Genomic DNA, 3,418 nt, shown 5'->3' on the forward strand with positions numbered 1-3,418 from the left:
GATCGCCGAATCGGGCCTGGTCCCGGTCTCGGTCGAGGGCTGGGCCAAGCCGGCCTGGGCCGATCCCGCCGCTCTGCAGACGCCCCCGCGCGGCCGCCACCGCACCACGCTCCTGTCGCCCTTCGACCGCCGCTCCGGTGTCCGTGGCGTCCTCCGCCACCTGGGCGCGATACAGCTCGACACCATCTCGGTCCTGGCCCGCTCCCATGAACTCGTCCCGTACGCCCGGCTGGGCGCGGTCGGCCGCAGAGCAGTCGAGGACGCCTACTGGCAGGACACGCACTCCTTCGAGTACTGGTCCCACGCCGCCTGCATCCTCCCCATCGAGGAGTGGCCCCACTTCGCCTTCCGCCGCCGCTCCTACCGCAACCGCCCGCACTGGAACCACGACCTGCCCGACGGCGTGTACGACCAGGTCATCAAGCAGCTGTGCTCCGAAGGCCCCCTGACGGCGACGGAGTTGGGCGGCGCGAAGAAGACGAACGACTGGTGGGACTGGTCCGGCTCCAAGGTCGCGGTGGAACGCGCCCTGATGTACGGCGAGGTGGTCTGCGTGGAGCGCCGCGGCTGGAAGCGCCTCTACGACCTCGCCGAGCGCGCCGTGCCCGGTGATCTGCTGCACGACGAGCTGGACGACACCGAGTGCCTGCGCCGCCTGGTCGGCCTGGCGGGCCGGTCCCTCGGGGTGGGTACTCGCGCGGACATCGCCGACTACCACCGTCTCAAGGGCGAGCAGGTCGACGCGGTGATCGCCGAATCGGGCCTGGTCCCGGTCTCGGTCGAGGGCTGGGCCAAGCCGGCCTGGGCCGATCCCGCCGCTCTGCAGACGCCCCCGCGCGGCCGCCACCGCACCACGCTCCTGTCGCCCTTCGACTCCCTGATCTGGGAGCGGGCGCGCACGGAGCGGATCTTCGGATTCACGCACCGCCTGGAGGCCTACGTCCCCAAACAGAAGCGTGTCCACGGCTACTTCGCGATGCCGGTCCTGGCCGGCGGCCGTCTGGTCGGCCGCGTGGACCCGGCCCGCGAGGGCCGCACCCTGGTGGCCAAGCAGGTCACCCTGGACGGCCCGAAGGCCGTCCCGGCCGTCGCCCAGGCCCTTGCCGAGGCGGCGGCCTGGGTGGACTGCACGGACGCCCGCGTGGAGCGCGTCGACGCACCGGAGCTGCGCGAGCCCCTGGCGCAGGAACTCGCCCGCCTTCTCGGCTGAGACCGCGTCCTAGCGGATCTCGAGGATCTTCTCCCGCATCGCGTACACCACCGCTTCCATCCTGGAGTGCAGTTGCAGCTTCTCCAGGATGTTGCGGACGTGGTTCTTCACGGTGTTCTCGGAGATGAACAACTCCTTGGCGATGTCACGGTTGTTCATTCCCGTCGCGACGAGCTTGAGGACTTCCAGCTCGCGGTCGGTCAGGCGCGGCGCGGGCACCAGCCGGCGTTCGTCCGTGCGCTGGATCATCGACTTGAACTCGGTGAGGAGTTTCGACGCCATGGACGGGCTGATCTGCGACTGCCCGTCGGCCACCGCGCGAATGGCGGTGGCCACCTCGTCCGTGGAGATCTCCTTGAGGAGATAGCCGGTCGCTCCCGCCTTGATGGCGTCGTAGAGGTCGGCTTCCTCGTCGCTGATCGTCAGCATGATGATCTTCGCACTGGGTGCCACCTCCTTGATGGAGGTGCACGCCTCGATACCGCCCCGCTTGGGCATCCGCACGTCCATCAGGACGATGTCGGGCAGCAGGTCGGCGGCCTTCTCGACGGCCTCGGCGCCGTCGCCCGCCTCCCCGATGACCTGGATGTCCTCCTCGGCCGCGAGCACGATCTCCAGGCCCCGGCGGAACAAGGCGTGGTCGTCCACCACAAGGACTCTGATCGGTTCCTTGCGTGGAGTCCCCGAGTCCGGGCCCATGCCGACGACGCCGTCGGCATCCTCGTCACGCATCGGTCCGAAGCTGTCCGCCATCGTTCCTCCCCCTGAAGGCTTGGCCTGAGGTCCTGAGCCATCGCCAACCCAGAGCAGCGACCCACCGGTTGGGCCGTGGTCACCATGATTTCATGCCCGGACGGCACCGGGGTGCCGGAGCGGGGCGCGAAGTGGTCGCACGGGGGTGCCCCTGGGGGCGCACGCACGCTCCAGGGGCACCTGTTCCGCTGTCGTCCGGCACGGTCAGCCGCCGAGCGCACCGCCCGCGTCGGGGGCGTGCGCCTGGGTGACCATCGTGTCCGTGCTGAGGTGGATCACGCCGTAGTCGTAGGCGTGCCGTCGGTAGACGACACTCGGTTCCTTGGTCTCGGAGTCGACGAACAGGTAGAAGTCGTGCCCGACCAGCTCCATCTCGTAGAGAGCCTGGTCGAGGGTCATGGGGGCTGCGACGTGGGTCTTCTCGCGGACGACGATGGGGCCGTCACCCTGCACTTCCAGCGAGCCGATCTTCTTCGTGGGTACGGCCTCGGGCTCCTCCTCGGGAGCCGGCACCAGGCCGTTTCCGTTGAGTGTCGCCACGCCCGGGACGTGGTCGGCGACCTCGGCGGCCGGGATCCGGCGCGCACCACGGCGCGAGTACCGCTTGTCGTGCTGCCTGCGCAGCCGGGCTTCCAGCTTTTCCGCCGCCAGGTCGAGCGCCGCGTACGGATCGCTCGCCGCTGCCTCCGCCCGGATCACCGGGCCGCGGGAGCGGAGTGTGATCTCCACTCGGTCACAGCGGTCGGCCTGCCGGGGGTTGGGCTCCTTGGACACCTCGACGTCGAGGCTGATCACCTTGCCATCGAGCTTCTGGATCTTCTCCAGCTTCAGCTTCTCGGCCACGTGCTTCCGGAACCGCTCGGGCACCTCGGTCTTGCGGCCCTTGACGACGATGTCCACGCAGAACTCCGTTCCCGGATCGCTCCGCTTCGGTGCGGAGCGTCTCCCTTTTGCACCAGGCTCCGGTCAGTCCCGGAACCTCGGACTCGGTGACTTCCACCTCCTCCCCCGCGAGCGAGATCTCCACTCCACCGGCGCGAGTGAAGAAGAAAAACCCACGGCACGGCAATCGGATTCGAGAGGTGTGGCCTGCGGCTTTCCCTCTCAACCGAACATATCTCGCCCGGACGGATGTCGTCACCCTCTACTGCGGCGTACCTCCGTTCAGGTGAATAGGCCCTCTCGTTACCTGCAACGACACAAGATCTCAGTCAGTTCCGGTCTATTTCGAAAGAGTCCGGGGTTGCCGCGACCACTGCCGCGCACACCACCTCGAAGACTCCGCCGACGTCGCCCGCGCCCGCGTTCACCTGCCGGGCGGGCCGCCGGCCCGTCCTCTCTCGCCTTGATCCGACGTTCTGTTCCTCTCTGCTTTCCCACGTCTCTCCCGCATACACGGCCGAAGTCCATGAGGCGTTCGGATTCGGCCCCGCCACCCCGAAAGCGGTCCGCCAC

At 68.7% G+C, this 3,418-nt stretch carries 3 protein-coding genes; 1 reads left to right on the forward strand and 2 read right to left on the reverse strand.

Annotated elements, in window-relative coordinates; translation table 11 throughout:
* Window positions 1-73: 73 nt before the first annotated feature.
* Entirely contained in the window at window positions 74-1,210 is a 1,137-nt protein-coding gene (locus C1J00_RS40530) for a winged helix-turn-helix domain-containing protein (RefSeq protein WP_245936701.1), read from the forward strand.
* A 9-nt stretch (window positions 1,211-1,219) separates the two neighbouring features.
* On the opposite strand, the gene C1J00_RS40535 is transcribed toward C1J00_RS40530, so the two are convergent.
* On the reverse strand, window positions 1,220-1,963 hold the full coding sequence (locus tag C1J00_RS40535; RefSeq protein ID WP_102913848.1) for a response regulator: 744 nt from the start codon (window positions 1,961-1,963) through the stop codon (window positions 1,220-1,222).
* 204 nt (window positions 1,964-2,167) lie between these two features.
* Window positions 2,168-2,863 carry a ribosome hibernation-promoting factor, HPF/YfiA family gene (gene hpf, locus C1J00_RS40540; RefSeq protein ID WP_062927201.1) on the reverse strand — a complete coding sequence of 232 codons (696 nt, stop codon included), beginning with the start codon at window positions 2,861-2,863 and terminating at the stop codon, window positions 2,168-2,170.
* Between the last annotated feature and the right edge of the window lie 555 nt (window positions 2,864-3,418).

Source organism: Streptomyces cahuitamycinicus, assembly GCF_002891435.1.
GTDB classification, from domain to species: Bacteria; Actinomycetota; Actinomycetes; order Streptomycetales; family Streptomycetaceae; genus Streptomyces; species Streptomyces cahuitamycinicus.

Coding starts and splice junctions, on each gene's coding strand:
- C1J00_RS40535 (WP_102913848.1), bottom strand. CDS start 1,963: ATGGCGGACAGCTTCGGACCGATGCGTGACGAGGATGCCGACGGCGTC.